Consider the following 13686-nt stretch of genomic DNA (forward strand, 5'->3'; position numbering starts at 1 on the left):
AACCGCCGCGAGTATCACATCGCTGCAGACTTCCAGCCGGCACATCATGCTGGGCTGCATTCATGCTTTTCCGCCTCCAGCAAAACCACGGCCAAAACGACGACGAAAACCGTCTGACGTCTCTGGCCCGCCGCTCTCTCCCCGGTTAGGCCGGGGACAAGGAAACCCGCGATCCGTCGCGGCTTCCCCCTCAACGGATCGAGGAGAGGCAGAAAGAGAGCAAGATCATGGGTTTCAAGATTGCAGTCGTCGGTGCTACCGGCAATGTCGGGCGCGAGATGCTCAACATCCTGTCGGAGCGGGGCTTCCCGGCTGACGAAGTGGTGGCGCTTGCCTCCGCCCGCTCGCAGGGCACGGAAGTCTCCTTCGGAGACAAGGTTCTGAAGGTCCAGAACCTAGAGAACTACGACTTTTCCGATACCGATATCTGCCTGATGTCGGCGGGCGGCGAGATCTCGAAGAAGTGGTCTCCGAAGATCGGCGCGCAGGGCTGCGTCGTCATCGATAATTCGTCGGCCTGGCGCTACGATGCGGAAGTTCCGCTGATCGTTCCCGAAGTGAATGCAGACGCGGTCGAGGGCTTCCGCAAGAAGAACATCATCGCGAATCCGAACTGCTCGACCGCCCAGCTCGTCGTTGCGCTGAAGCCGCTTCACGACGTCGCCAAGATCAAGCGCGTCGTCGTGTCGACCTATCAGTCCGTTTCCGGCGCCGGCAAGGAAGGGATGGATGAGCTCTTCACCCAGACCCGCGCCGTCTTCGTCGCAGACCCGGTCGAGTCGAAGAAGTTCACAAAGCGCATCGCTTTCAACGTCATCCCCCATATCGATAGCTTCATGGAAGACGGCTACACGAAGGAAGAGTGGAAGGTGCTGGCCGAAACGAAGAAGATGCTTGATCCGAAGATCAAGGTGACCTGCACCGCCGTCCGCGTTCCCGTCTTCATCGGTCACTCCGAATCGGTCAACATCGAGTTTGAAAACGAGATCACCGCCGACCAGGCACGAGATATCCTGCGCGAGGCGCCGGGCTGCCTCGTCGTCGACAAGCACGAGAACGGCGGCTACGTCACCCCCGTCGAATGCGCCGGCGAAGACGCGACCTACATCTCGCGCATCCGTGAGGACGCAACCGTTGAGAACGGGCTGAACATGTGGGTCGTCTCGGACAACCTGCGCAAGGGCGCAGCGTTGAACGCCGTGCAGATTGCAGAACTCCTCATCAACCGGGGCCTGATCAAGCCGCGCAAGCTCGCGGCCTGAAGGGAATGAGAACACTACCGGCGCAGATCGCGCCGGTAGCCAGCTTCGACCTTCACGAAGAATTTTAGTGAGGACGAGTTGAAGCGGGCGGCAAGAGTCCCATAAAGCTCCACTCAATGGAAATAGGGCAACCAGCCCCTCGGAACCGGATCAACCATGCTGAACACCTTGCGTCTCGCCACTTTTGCGGCTGCCTTCATGTCCCTGGCCATGCCTGTTGCGGCAGCTCAGTGTGGCAACGACAGTTCCGGCTTCTCGAACTGGGTCCAGGCGTTCAAGCCTCAGGCGGTCGCCAATGGCATAAGCCCTCGGGTCGTGGAAACTGCATTCGCGAACATTTCCTATAACCGAGAAACCATCCGCGCCGACCGAGGCCAGAAGAGCTTCAAGCTCTCCTTCGAGCAGTTCATGGAAAAGCGCGGCGGCGCAACGATCATTGCGCGCGGCAAGAAGATGAAAGCTGGCAATGCCCAGCTCTTCGCCGCGATCGAGCGCCGCTATGGGGTACCGGCCGGGCCGCTCATCGCGATCTGGGGAATGGAAACGGGCTTCGGTAACTTCCTGGGCAACCAGCACACGCTATCGGCTGTCGCCACGCTCGCCTACGACTGCCGCCGCTCCGCCTACTTCACCGAGCAGCTCTACGCTGCGCTGACGCTTGTTCAAAGGGGAGACCTGGGCCCTGCCGCGAAGGGTGCCGCCCATGGCGAGATCGGGCAGACGCAGTTCCTTCCGGTCAACGTCGTGCGCTATGGCGTGGATGGCGACCGTGATGGGCATGTCGACCTGGTGCGTTCACGCGCCGATGCGCTTGCCTCCACAGCCAACTTCCTCGTCGGCCATGGTTGGCGACCCGGCGCCGGTTATCAGCCGGGTGAACCGAACTATGTGGCGATCCAGGGCTGGAACGCAGCAACCGTCTATCAGAGGGCGATCGCCCACATAGGCGCGGCAATCGACGGCCAGTAGACGTCATCCCTCAAGCGGCAGGTTCGGAATCTTCCAGCCGCGCAGCCGGTCGATCGCTTGGCCGGACAAAATCCCCGCTCTTTGCGTCCATGATCCAGAGTTCGCCGCTCGAGATATCGAACCACGCGCCGTGAAGAAGAACCTTCCCCTGCTCTTCCAGTGCACGGACATAGGGAAACGTCCGAAGGTTGTTAATGGAATTGCGGATCGACACCCGCTCCAGTGCCGTCTGACGTTCGCTCGCGGTCATCAGATCATTGCTCTGGATCTGATCCGCAGCGGGGCGAACCAGCCCCATCCATTTTCCGATGAAGTCGCCGGGCGACAGCGGCTCCATATCGGGGTCGAGCGCCGCCTTGATGCCGCCGCACCGCCCATGACCCATGATGACGATGTTCGGGATCTTCAACGCCTGCACCGCAAACTCGATCGCTGCGGAGGTCGCATGATACTGGCCATCCGGTTCATAGGGCGGGACCATGTTGGCGACATTGCGCACGACGAAGAGTTCGCCTGGCCCGCAGTCGAAAATCGTCTCTGGCGCCGCTCGTGAATCGCAACAGGCGACCACCAGGGTGTGCGGATTCTGCCCGGCTTCCGCCAAGGTCCGGTAGCGATCACGTTCATCGTTGTAACGGCCGCTCATGAAGTTGCGGTAGCCGCTCAGGAGGTGCTCGGGAAATTGCTGCATGGCTTGGAGTTCTCCTGAAAGTGCTGCGCGATCTGTTACCGCGGATGTCATCGTCTTACCCGCTGAAGCGGATGGATTAGCCGGCGCATGTGCACCATTGCCATTGGACTGGTCAAACTGGCGGCATCGGTCTCAAGCGTAAGCTCGTCGCTGCCGCGCTTGGCCGTCCGGGCGAGGATCTCATAAACGCTCGCCGTCGCCAGCTGCAATGCCCTCTCCTCGTCTGCTCCCGTCATCAGGCGGGCGAGGAAAAGCGCCGAAAGAAGATCACCCAGCCCATTCGGCGGATTGTCGATCAGGCGGTGCTCGGCAAGAAGTGCATGCGTGCCGGTAAGATAAAGATTGCCGGTCCCACCGGCCATCATCGGTATGGCGGAGGTCACCAACATCCGCGATGGACCGAGCGCCAGCGCCGCCTCCATGATGGCGGCATTGCTGTCGAGCTCGCTTCCGGCGAGCCAGGCAAGCTCGTATCGGTTCGGGGTTGCGACACTGGCCAGTGGCAGGAGCTCGTCACGGATCGCCTCTGCAGTCGACTGCGGGATGTAGAGTCCACCGACGTCACCTATGACGGGATCGCAGACGTATAGAAGGCTTGGATTTCTCTCCTGTAGCGCACGCACGAGCCTCGCAACCGCCTTCGGTTGCCGCTCGTTTCCAAAATAGCCTGTCAGGACGGCACTGACCTCTCCGAGCCAGCGCGCGTTGATGAGATCATCTATCGCCTTGTCGAACTCGTCGGCAGCAAATGTAAGGCGGGTCGAAGGACCGTGGCCGGGATGCCAAGGCAAGACCACCGTTGGTAGCGCCCAGACCGGGAATCCCAACGTTTCCAACGCGAAGACAGCAGCGCGATTCCCGACGGAACCGCGTACAACATGGCTGGAGATGACGATGACGGCGCCGGAATTTTGCATGTTCTTGCGTTTCCGTTTTGCCTAGCTTGATGGTTTCTTCGCGCCTGCTTGTCAATAACCGGCTTTGGAGGCGTCGATGCAAAACTGGTTGCCACCTTGGGTCGGCACGGTCGCGCACTGTTGACGGATCGGGTTTGGCGACAGCATGGTGGCGGCATCATATGGAGAGTGACATGGGCAGGCAGAATCCGAAGCGGGACAAGCAGATCGAGATGGCGCACAAGGTGGCAGCCGAAGGCAAGGGCGCCTTCCTGGACCCGGCCATCCTGTTCGGCCGCGCCAGCTCCGACGATCTAGAGCACTACACGCCCCGCATGCTCGCGGCCTCTGCGGTTCACGCGGCAGAATGCCTCAAGAACTGGACCAGGGTCCGTCCCTCCATTACTCTCCAGCCGGTGGAAAGCGTCGACCCGCAGGGTGCGACAGCGCATGTGTTGACGGTCATCGACCGGAACATGCCGTTCCTCTTCGATTCAGTCATGGGAGAGGTCACAGCCTCCCATCGGGAGCTCTACCTCGCCGTCCACCCGATCCTGCTTCTCGAGCCCGGCAAGGATCCGGCCCTCCGCTCGGCGGACCAGCCGAGCGATCCTGCGCACCATGTCAGCCTGATCCAGGTTCACCTCCCTCCGCTTCCCGACGCCGATGCAGAGGCCCTTGTCGCGCGCATCCGCTATGTCCTGGACCAGGTCCATCTCGCAATCGCCGACTGGCGACCGATGCTCGATCTCCTTGAAGGTGCGGCAGACCAGTTGCGCACCTACTCCGCAAGCCGGAAAAAAGCAGACAGGGATGAATCACTCGCCTTCCTCGACTGGCTCCGGGATGACAACTTCACCTTCCTCGGCATGCGGGAGTATGTCTATTCCGGCAAGGGAGCCGGCGCCAAGGTGGAGCGCAGCAAGGGGCGGGGCCTGGGCATCCTGTCGGACCCGGATGTCCTCGTCCTGCGCCAAGGCAAGGACGCGGTGACCACCACCCCGGAAATCCTTGAATTTCTGGACGGCCCTGACTTTCTGATCGTCACGAAGGCGAATGTGAAGTCGGTCGTCCATCGCCGCGCCTACATGGATTATGTCGGGATCAAGCGCTTCGACGCGGACGGCCGGGTGACCGGAGAACTGCGCGTCGTCGGCCTCTTCACCGCCACGGCCTATACCCATTCGGTTCATGACATCCCTCTGCTTCGCGCCAAGGCGCAGCGGGTCGAGGAACAACTGGCCTTCGACCCGAACAGTCATTCGGGCCGAATGCTGGCCAACACGCTGGAATCCTACCCGCGAGACGACCTCTTCCAGATCGACGTGCCGACACTTGCGCGCTTCTGCGAACAGATCATGGAGCTGAGCGAGCGCCCCCGGGTGCGGGCCCTCCCCCGCATCGATCACTTCGATCGTTTCGTTTCCGTAATCGTCTACGTCCCCCGCGAGGATTATGATTCGCAGGTGCGAGAGAAGGTGAGCGACTATCTTGCGCGCGTATATGAGGGTCACGTATCGGCGTATTACCCCGCCTTCCCCGAAGGGGGCGTTGCCCGCGTCCATGTCATCATCGGACGCCGCGGTGGGCGTACCCCACGCATTCCCCAGCCGAAGCTGGAGGAGGCCATCCGGGCCATCTCCACGCCTTGGGAGCAGAGCTTCGCAGCACTTGCTGGCAGGCAGACCGGCCTTACCGTTAACAAGGCCTTCCAGGAGGCTTTTGCGCCCGAGGAAGCCTACGCGGATCTTCATGACATCTCGGCTTGTGCAGAAGGTGCGCCGATCCGCATCGCGTTCTACACCCGGCCGGAAGATCCGGCTGAGACCCTGCGGCTGAAGATCTTCCATCAGCCGGAACACCTGTCGCTGTCACGCCGCGTACCGCTTCTGGAGAATCTCGGCTTTCATGTCGTCAGCGAGCAGACCTTCGACATTGATGTCCAAACCGACGACCACACTACGCCTGTCGCGTTGCACGACATGGAGCTCGAACTCCATCCCGGGACGCCCTTCAACTTCGAGCGTGATGCTGACCGTTTGGAGGAGGCCTTCCTCGCCGCCTTCCATGGCGGGTCGGACAATGACAGCTTCAACCGGCTTGTGCTCCTGTCGGGTCTGAGCGTCCGGGAAACGACGGTATTACGGGCCTATGCACGCTATCTCCGGCAGGCCGGAATCGTCTACTCTCAGACGCTGATCGCCGATACGCTTGCCCGTTACCCGGCGATTTCCCAGGCGATCTGGCGGCTTTTCCACGACAGCCTTGATCCCGAACTGGGTGAGAGGGCGCGGGTGAAGCGCCTCTCGGCTCACCACGTCGCGCTGGAAGAGGCCCTTGCAGACGTTCCCAGCCTCGACGACGACCGCATCTTCCGCCGCTACATCAACGCGGTGGATGCGACGCTCCGCACCAATTATTTCCAGCGCGATGAAGAGGGCCAGCCTCGCGCAACACTCGCGTTCAAGTTCGACCCCAAGCTGCTCGACGGCCTGCCGCAGCCACGTCCATTCCGGGAAATCTTCGTCTACGGCACCGAGGTCGAGGGCGTGCATCTTCGCTTCGGCAAGGTGGCGCGTGGCGGACTGCGTTGGTCCGATCGCGCCGAGGACTACCGCACGGAGGTGCTTGGCCTGGTGAAGGCGCAACAGGTCAAGAATGCCGTTATCGTCCCTGTCGGGGCCAAGGGCGGGTTCGTGCCCAAGGCGCTTCCGTCTGGCGGTTCGCGCGACGAGATCTTCGCTGCAGGCCGGGACGCGTACAAGACCTTCATACGCACGCTGCTCTCCATCACCGACAACATCGTCGATGGGGAGGTCGTGGGACCCCAGAACACCGCCCGCCCCGATGGCGACGACCCCTATTTCGTCGTCGCCGCGGACAAGGGGACGGCAACTTTTTCCGATACCGCCAATGCGCTGGCCCAGGAAGCGGGCTTTTGGCTTGATGATGCCTTTGCTTCCGGCGGGTCGGCTGGCTACGACCACAAGAAGATGGGCATCACCGCACGCGGCGCCTGGGAAACCGTCAAGCGACACTTCCGTGAACTGGACATGGACATCCAGACGACGCCCTTCACAGTGGCGGGAGTTGGCGACATGTCGGGCGACGTCTTCGGCAACGGCATGCTGCTGTCGAAGCACATCCGGCTCGTTGCTGCTTTCGACCATCGGGATATTTTCGTCGATCCCGATCCGGATACGGCGCGCAGCTTCGCCGAGCGGCAACGCCTCTTCGCCCTGCCGCGATCAAGCTGGCAGGACTACGATCGCACCTGCCTTTCCGAAGGCGGCATGATCATCTCCCGCACCGAAAAGTCGGTGAAGCTCACGCCACAGGCGAGGACAGCCATCGGTCTAGACAGGGATATCGCGACCCCCTTTGAGATTATGACCGCCATCCTGAAGAGCCCGGTCGATCTGCTCTGGTTCGGCGGCATCGGCACCTATATCAAGGCCGCTACCGAGACCGATGCCGAGGTTGGAGATCGGGCTAACGACCCCATCCGTGTGGTCGCCGCCGATGTGCGGGCCCGGGTCATCGGCGAAGGCGCCAACCTCGGCGTGACCCAGAAGGGACGCATCGCCTATGCCATGCATGGTGGCCGGCTGAATTCGGATGCGATCGACAACTCCGCCGGAGTGAATTCTTCCGACGTCGAGGTCAACATCAAGATCGCCTTCAGTTCCGCCATGCGTTCTGGCCGCCTGACGCGCGACAAGCGGAACCAGATCCTGTCTTCGATGACCGACGAGGTGGCGGAACTCGTCCTGCGCAACAACTATCTGCAATCGCTCGCCATTTCCCTGACGGAGCGGAAAGGCACCGATAACCGAGAAGAGCTGTCGCGGCTGATGTCGGTTCTGGAGACGCAGGGGCATCTAAACCGTACGGTCGAAACGCTCCCTTCCGATACCGAACTCGCAGAACGCTATCTTGCCGGAAAGCCGCTTACTCGGCCGGAGATCGGCGTCCTGCTTTCCTACGCCAAGCTGACCCTCTTCGACGAGATCCTCGAGAGCGCACTTCCGGACGACCCCTACTTTGCGGAGGTCCTCCGGAACTATTTCCCGTCGAAGATGCAGAAATGGTTCGTCGCCGACATCGAGGGCCATCGTCTGCACCGCGAGATCATTTCGACCGTCCTGGCAAACGAGGTCATCAATCGGGGTGGGCCGGGCTTCATCCAGGCGATGATCGACGCTACGGGAGCCTCTCCATCGGAAGTAGTTAAGGCGGCCTATCTCGCTCGTGAAGGGTTCGAACTGTCCCGCCTGTGGGCTGCCACCGATGCCTTGGACGGAAAGCTCCCAGGCGAGACCCAGAACAACCTTTACGCCCGAATCGGGGAGATATTTACGGACGCGACGCACCTCATCCTGATCACGCGATCGGGTCTGGGGTCAATGGACACGGCTATCTCCAGCCTCAAGGCGGGCGCAAACAAGCTGCGCGGAGCGATGGATACGCTGGGCTTGGCCTCCGAACTTCGTGAACGTGCCGAGGAGATGGAGGCAGAAGGTGTGCCTACCGCTCTGGCGAGGGACATCAGCCGCCTGCCGACGCTTTCCCTTGTCCCCGAGATCCTGTTGATCGGCAGCCGTACGGAGAGTGATCTCGGCCGTGTTACTCAGACATACTTTGCGGCGACCGACACCTTCAGGATAGATCGTCTGCTGAGGCTCGGGGAGGCGGTCAGTCCCGGGGACCATTATGAAAGCGTCGCGCTTGGCCGAAGCCTTGCTCAGATCTCTTCAGCCCGTCGCGACATCGTCTGCTCCGCACTCACGTCGCATCCCCGTGACAAGAAACCCCTGGAGCTTTGGTACGGCGACAGGCGTCAGCAGGTGAACAGGCTGGTCAACGAAATTCTGGCCTTGAGCGAGGCGAGCGACTTCAACCTGGCAAAACTGACGGTAGCCGCGGGCCTGCTTGGAGATCTTGCAGCCTCGAGGCCGACGAGTTGAGTGCCGGGTTCATTCCGGGAGGGGCCCAGTGACCGATCGCGCGCCGTCCGAGGTCCTGCACCAACCCGGCGCGTCTCGGCTTGGCGTCCGCGGTTGGATGCTCTTTGACTGGGCGGCACAACCTTTCTTCACCGTCATCGTGACCTTCGTATTCGGCCCCTATTCCGTCGCCCGGCTGACGGAGGACCCGGTTTCGGCGCAAGCGGCCTGGGGCAGCATGGCCACCATTGCATCGATTGTCATTGCGGTCCTGTCACCGGTGCTCGGCTCGATCGCCGACCAATCCGGCCCGCGCAAGCCATGGATCGCAGCCTTCGCCGCCGTGAAAGTCCTGTGCCTCTCGCTGCTCTGGTTTGCAGCCCCGGGCACAGCCATGGTTTGGCCCCTTCTGCTGATGACGTTCGCGATGATCTCAGCCGAGTTCTCCATCGTCTTCAACGACTCGATGATGCCTCGGCTGGTAAGCCAGCAGGAGGTCGGCAGAGTATCGAACACCGCCTGGGGTCTCGGCTATCTCGGCGGCATGCTGGTGCTGATCCTCGTCGTCGCCTTTCTTGCCGGCAGCCCGCAGACCGGGCTGACCCTGATCGGCATCGAGCCGCTGTTCGGCCTCGATCCGTCTCTGGGAGAGGATGCACGCATTACAGGGCCGATAGCAGCGGGCTGGTATCTGGTCTTTATCCTGCCGATGTTCCTTTTCACACCGGATGCTGCCCGAGGCCTTCCAATGAGAGCGGCAATCCGATCCGGTCTGGGGGAGCTACGGGGGACGATCCGGGAACTTAGGCAAAGACCCGGCATCACCCGATTTCTCATTGCGCGGATGCTCTATCAGGATGGCGTAAATGGCCTGCTGATCCTGGGGGGCGCCTTCGCGGCCGGTATGTTCGGGTGGGCGACCATCGAGATCGGCGTCTACGGCATCCTCCTGAATGTCGTCGCCATATTCGGCTGCCTCGTCGCCGGCCGCCTCGATCTGAGGCTGGGCTCGAAGATCGTCGTCCTGGTGGGGCTGGTCCTGCTCATCGCTGCAACGGCAGGGATCATCTCCACCGGTCCTGGCTTCGTCTTCTTCGGCCTCGTGCCTCTCGCTATTGAAGACAGCGGTGGACTTTTCGGAACGGCGGCGGAAAAGGCCTACGTGCTCTTTGGCCTCTTGATCGGCCTTGCCTTCGGTCCTGTACAGGCGTCGTCACGCGCCTATCTCGCCCGCAGCGTCGATATTGCCGATGCCGGACGCTACTTCGGAATCTACGCGCTTTCCGGACGCGCAACCAGCTTCATGGCAACGCTGCTGTTTTCGCTGGTTACCTATGCCACCGACTCTTCACGCTTCGGCATGGCGACGCTCATCCCCTTCCTGGCGGCTGGGCTCGTGCTTCTCTTGCGGACACCCTATCCAGCCAACCGAACGGCCGGATGAAACCTAGTGGCGGAAGTGGCGCATGCCGGTGAAGACCATGGCGACGCCATGCTCGTTCGCTGCATCGATCACTTCCTGGTCGCGCATGGAGCCACCGGGCTGGATGACTGCGGTAGCCCCGGCCGCAATTGCGGACAGCAGGCCATCCGCGAAGGGGAAGAAGGCTTCGGAGGCGACCGCAGATCCCTTCGTCATCGGCTCGGACCATCCCATTGCCTTGGCCGCTTCCTCCGCTTTGATCGCTGCAATGCGAGCGGAGTCGATGCGGCTCATCTGCCCTGCCCCGATTCCGGCCGTCTGGCCGTCCTTCGCATAGACGATCGCGTTGGATTTGACATGCTTGGCCACCTTGTAGGCAAACTTCATGTCTTCAAGCTCCCGGTCGGTAGGAGCCCGGGTCGTGACGACGCGAAGATCGATGTCCTCGATCATCCCGTTGTCGCGTGTCTGGACCAGCAGGCCGCCGGCCACTGTCTTCGCCGTGATGCCGCGGGAGCGGGGATCGGGCAGACCGCCGGTTTCGAGAAGCCGCAGGTTCGGCTTCTTGGCGATCACCGCCTTGGCCTCTTCGGAGACTTCAGGTGCAATGATCACTTCCGTGAACAGCTTCACGATTTCCTCGGCTGTCTCACCGTCCAGCAACTGGTTGAGGGCTATGATCCCGCCGAAGGCGGAGGTGGAATCGCAGGCAAGCGCGCGAAGATACGCTTCCCTCAGCGAGGCTCCTGTGGCGACGCCGCAGGGATTGGCATGCTTGATGATCGCACAGGTAGGACCCTGCTCCGGTGCAAACTCCCCGATGAGTTCGAACGCGCCGTCCGTGTCATTGATGTTGTTGTAGGAGAGCTGCTTGCCCTGCAGGAGCCTTGCGGTGGCAACACCCGGGCGGTTCTCGCCGGTCACGTAGAATCCCGCACTTTGGTGCGGGTTCTCGCCATATCGCATCTCTTCCCTAAGAACGCCGCCGATCGTCCGGTAGCGCGGGATCTCGATGTCGAGCGCTTCGGCGAACCAGTTGGAGATTGCTGCATCATATGCGGCGGTCCGTGCATAGGCCTTGGCTGCCAGTTGCTGGCGGAAGGAATAGCCTGTCTGGCCATCATTGGTGCGCAGGGCCTCGATCAGGGCCGGGTAGTCGGACGGGTCGACGACGATGGTCACGTAAGCATGGTTCTTGGCCGAGGCTCGTATCATCGCCGGTCCGCCGATATCGATGTTTTCGACGGTCGTGGGATAATCTCCGCCGGCAGACCTTACCTCCTCGAACGGGTAGAGGTTGATGACCGCCAGGTCGATCGCCTCGATCCCATGCGCCTTCATCGCCTCGACATGCTCCTGATCGTCGCGAATGGCCAGGAGAGCGCCGTGGACGTTGGGATGCAGGGTCTTGACCCGCCCGTCCATGATCTCCGGGAACCCCGTGATGTCGGACACATCCGTCACGTCGAGCCCGGCGGCGGAGAGCGCCTTGTGCGTGCCACCGGTCGAAAGGAGCCGGACGCCCTGCGACGCAAGAGCGCCTGCGAGTTCGACGATGCCGGTCTTGTCTGAGACCGAGAGAAGCGCCGTGCGGATCTTGACGTTGTCGGGAGCGGGAATCTTCTTGGAAACGACGGCCATCGGGCTCTCCTGCGAACGCGCGCTTCAGGCGCTGGGGCGGATGCGGCCCGTTAACACAGCTTCGCCAGAGAGGAAACGCCTATTCGACCCGCTTCAGCATCCATCTGATTTCTGAAGTCTCGGGCAACGAGAAGTGGAGAACGAGCTGCCGGCTGGCACGCATGCCTGAGACATCGGCGAAGAAGATGTCGTCCTCGATCTCCACCGCATGACCCGGCGCGTTGAACTCCCAGGCCTCGCCATCCGGCGCTACGAGCAGCACCCTTTCTCGGTCTTCCCTGGACATAGTGATGGCCGGATGAATGTGGAACCGGGCGGCGGCCGATACGGGTGCACGAGGCGGCTTTACCTCTTCCGGCACAAGCAATCTTTCATGGCCCTTGATCTTGTTGCCCTTGCCGCTCAATCCGATCGATCGTTCGTGGCAGTAGCCGAACGGCTTCAGATATCCGTCATGGACGGCACGGACCCAATCGCCGCCGTGCTGGTCATCCCACCGTTCGACATCCACCTCGTTCACCCCCGCGAGAATCGACGAACGGCAGAGGGGTGACCGCAGAAGGCGGCTCGAGGAGGTCTCGTTGATCGTGATCGTCGAGTGGGCCGCCGTCGAACGGGCGAGCCCTCGGAAATTCCCGGAGGCAAATTTGGGTGCGCCGCAGTTGACGATGAAGCGATGGCGCCCGGACGACATCTCGAATGCCAGGCATCCAGCGTGGCTTCGCCGCGAAAGCTCGGCCGAACGTGGCTTGCCGGTATCGACAATGACCGTAGCCCCCTCGGCCGATAGCCGGTGGTATTGCATGTGAGGGAGCGACTTGAACGGCTGGCCGGCTGTTTCGTCGTAACGCAGGACGGACATCAACTCGCTTGCCGGGGTGGAGGTAGCACCGTTGAAGAGCGCCAGGTCTCCGTCCTGGTGGCGGAAGAATCGCAGCGCCGGGTACATGCGGTCGATGGTCGGGATCAGCTTGGCCGGCACGTCGTGCCCAAGATTGATATAGGTCTGGCGTAGCGGCAGAAGGTCAAGCAGCAGGTCGAGCAGGATGCGCGGATTGCGAGAGACATGCCCTCCGTCCGGCAGGATCTGACGCTCGAGTTCACGGTCAAGACGGCTGCCTTCGCGACGAATGAACGCGTTGCGGGTCGGCATCGCGACGGAGGCCATGGCAAGGGCGATCCGGATGCGGAGACGCGTTTCGTCCATCGGCAGGCCGCGAACGATCCGGCGCAGGTATCGCACCTGGTAGGTGAGGCCTCTCATGAACCGGCGGTAGAAGCCGGCCTCGGCGCCCTGCAGGACGATGGTGGAGTGTGAGAGCCAAGCGATCACCCGCTCCGCTGCGACATGCGGTCGCCAAGCCAGGCCTCGCGCCCTGCGCCCGTGATTGTTCATCCAGCTTGAGGTGATCGCCCGGGCGCGGGCACAGGCCTCTGCGCTACGGTCCGCCCGGATGTGACGGAGCCAGGCAAAGGAGTGCAGCCGTTCGGCTAGCGCCTCCGTCGGCGCTTCCACCTCAAACGGCGAGTAGCCTTCGGTATCGAAGGACGTACCGGCAAGGGGGAAGCGGCCCTGTGCGATCTCCTCTGCCACGAAGGGGTCGATGGCACGAAGATCGGTCGGTGCAACGATCAGCCGGTCGGGCACGCCGGACGCGGACGAGGTCAATGCAAGCCGCAAACCGGCTGTGCGCCGGTAGAACCGGCGGCCGATTTCCCGCAAGCCGAAGGCCACAAGCCGTCGACGATCCGCGAGTTGCATGATCAATCTGGAACACTCCGCAGGAGCAATCGGCCGCCAGTGCAGACGGATTGCCCTTTAGTCAATTCGAATACAATCTGCTGGGACGGTAAAGAA

Annotated in this window: 8 protein-coding genes; 4 read left to right on the plus strand and 4 right to left on the minus strand. The window is 62.0% G+C overall.

From position 1 onward, the window contains the following. The first annotated feature begins 227 nt into the window (after positions 1–227). Positions 228–1262 carry an aspartate-semialdehyde dehydrogenase gene (locus tag FN060_RS02100; RefSeq protein ID WP_142586667.1) on the plus strand — a complete coding sequence of 345 codons (1035 nt, stop codon included), beginning with the start codon at positions 228–230 and terminating at the stop codon, positions 1260–1262. A 156-nt stretch (positions 1263–1418) separates the two neighbouring features. Further along, positions 1419–2231: a lytic murein transglycosylase gene (locus FN060_RS02105; protein ID WP_142586668.1), complete on the plus strand. Its 813-nt coding sequence runs from the start codon at positions 1419–1421 to the stop codon at positions 2229–2231. Positions 2232–2241: 10 nt separating this feature from the next. Here FN060_RS02105 and FN060_RS02110 read toward each other — a convergent pair whose 3' ends face one another. Both FN060_RS02110 and pdxY read right to left on the minus strand, forming a co-directional pair. Then, positions 2242–2922 (minus strand): carbonic anhydrase, encoded by a 681-nt coding sequence (locus FN060_RS02110; RefSeq protein WP_142586669.1) that lies wholly within the window; start codon positions 2920–2922, stop codon positions 2242–2244. A gap of 47 nt (positions 2923–2969) precedes the next feature. Then, entirely contained in the window at positions 2970–3839 is an 870-nt protein-coding gene (gene pdxY, locus FN060_RS02115; RefSeq protein ID WP_142586670.1) for a pyridoxal kinase PdxY, read from the minus strand. 173 nt (positions 3840–4012) lie between these two features. On the opposite strand from pdxY, the gene FN060_RS02120 reads away from it, so the two are divergent. Both FN060_RS02120 and FN060_RS02125 read left to right on the plus strand, forming a co-directional pair. Further along, on the plus strand, positions 4013–8785 hold the full coding sequence (locus FN060_RS02120; RefSeq protein WP_142586671.1) for an NAD-glutamate dehydrogenase: 4773 nt from the start codon (positions 4013–4015) through the stop codon (positions 8783–8785). Between the two features lie 28 nt (positions 8786–8813). Further along, positions 8814–10208 (plus strand): MFS transporter, encoded by a 1395-nt coding sequence (locus FN060_RS02125; RefSeq protein ID WP_244665664.1) that lies wholly within the window; start codon positions 8814–8816, stop codon positions 10206–10208. A 3-nt stretch (positions 10209–10211) separates the two neighbouring features. On the opposite strand, the gene purH is transcribed toward FN060_RS02125, so the two are convergent. Further along, positions 10212–11828, minus strand: a complete 1617-nt coding sequence (purH, locus tag FN060_RS02130) for a bifunctional phosphoribosylaminoimidazolecarboxamide formyltransferase/IMP cyclohydrolase (protein ID WP_142586672.1) — start codon at positions 11826–11828, stop codon at positions 10212–10214. A gap of 79 nt (positions 11829–11907) precedes the next feature. After that, positions 11908–13590, minus strand: coding sequence for a heparinase II/III family protein (locus FN060_RS02135; protein ID WP_142586763.1), 1683 nt, complete (start codon positions 13588–13590; stop codon positions 11908–11910). Between the last annotated feature and the right edge of the window lie 96 nt (positions 13591–13686).

This window comes from Pseudorhizobium halotolerans, assembly GCF_902153235.2.
Lineage (GTDB): Bacteria > Pseudomonadota > Alphaproteobacteria > Rhizobiales > Rhizobiaceae > Neorhizobium > Neorhizobium flavum.